The following is a 1,468-nucleotide window of genomic DNA, read 5'->3' on the forward strand; positions in this document are numbered from 1 at the left end:
GTCCGACCCCGCGTCGGGCTCGGTCATCCCGAAGCACGACCGCAGCTCCCCGGCCGCGAGCGGCACCAGCCAGCGCTCGCGCTGCTCGGGCGACCCGAAGTGCTGCAGCAGGTGCATGGTCGCCTCGCCTCTTCTAACATTCCTATCCTATTATATGTCGGGACTATGACCGATACATCACACCCGTTATTTTTGGCATCACTCTTTATTTTTTGATTTTCTTTCATTACTCTTTCGCTGATTTATTACAGTAACTTCTGTTTTATTCTCTTTTTGTAGTAGTCGAAGTTGTCTATGACTTTTTTGAAGTTATAAATTTGGTGCGGTCTTTTCATTTGTTGCTCCGTATTGTAGAACTTCAACCTTAAGTCTCTTGACTTGGCTCCTACCGCGTTAACACACCAGCTTTTGCTGTGGGTCACCCATTGATAATCCGTTGATAAATACAGTGTATTTAAACCTGCTTTCTCTAAACACTTTGTTAATGACTCTTCTGAGAAGAAGTTAACATGGGTTAGTGGCTCACTAAGATCTTTCCATTCATTCAAGCAACCTAGTGGAACTTCAATGAAAATCAGACCATCTTTACTTAGGTGGCTTGATAAACTCTTTACCATTTCTATTGGATCAATTACGTGTTCTAAAGTATGACAAAAGATTATTATGTCAAAATGATCACTATTTTTTAATGCACTTAGGTTTTTGCCTACGTATTCCAATCCTTTTGGATCTTTTTTCTCAACGTAGTCAACTATGTAAGCCTCGTTGCCTGCTTCAATAAACGGGTAAAGATTATATCCTTCTGCTCCCCCATAATCCAACACTTTATTTGGTGTTAAATCCTTATCCTTTAGCCTATTTATTAACTTGTATATTCGTCTTGCTCGTTCTTCTGTCTTTAAAGCAGGTCTTGAATACCTGCCTTTTGTTACTGAGTTCAGATCACTAATTGTTTGATACTTAGTCTTAATTTCCTCAGCTGTAAATCTTGGATTTGTAAATATAAACCCACATTTCTCACACTTATTAACCCCAATTTCAGCAGGGTCACTATCCATCCATATTTTTTTAAGAAAAATCCAAAGTCTTTTTTCTGTATATGAAGCATTGTTGGCAATTTCTTCAAACTGCTTGTTTTCTTGTAAGCTGTATTTGTAGTGCTTCAGAACTTTTAACTCTTTAGATTCGCATATTGGACAATTTTCTACTTCTAGCATTTCTACTGCTTAGCTCCCTTTAGTTTTATTTATAGAATGCTGAGAAATTGAATTCTTCATATACAGGCTTTATATTCAACAGTGTTCCTTAGCCTGCATATTTTAGCTCATGTTGCATCTGATGATACTTCCATAGCTTGCCTTTCTTAGCCAATAACTCTTGATAGGTTCCTTGCTCTACAATTTGCCCTTGTTCCAGTACCACTACCTGATCAGCGCGAACAATTGTAGATAGTCGATGCGCGATCGCT

Annotated in this window: 1 protein-coding gene and 1 pseudogene; both read right to left on the bottom strand. The window is 38.9% G+C overall.

What is annotated here, in order from left to right:
• Positions 1–117 (bottom strand): annotated as a pseudogene (locus tag AC2VE5_RS27290) (acyl-CoA dehydrogenase family protein); the annotation flags it as partial.
• Between the two features lie 128 nt (positions 118–245).
• Positions 246–1,217 carry a class I SAM-dependent methyltransferase gene (locus AC2VE5_RS27295; RefSeq protein WP_486890666.1) on the bottom strand — a complete coding sequence of 324 codons (972 nt, stop codon included), beginning with the start codon at positions 1,215–1,217 and terminating at the stop codon, positions 246–248.
• Positions 1,218–1,468: the final 251 nt, after the last annotated feature.

This window comes from Aliterella sp. E5.1, assembly GCF_057473825.1.

What these genes read in the sequence shown, in the direction of transcription:
- AC2VE5_RS27295 (WP_486890666.1), bottom strand. Translation starts at nt 1,217, where the DNA reads ATGCTAGAAGTAGAAAATTGTCCAATATGCGAATCTAAAGAGTTAAAA.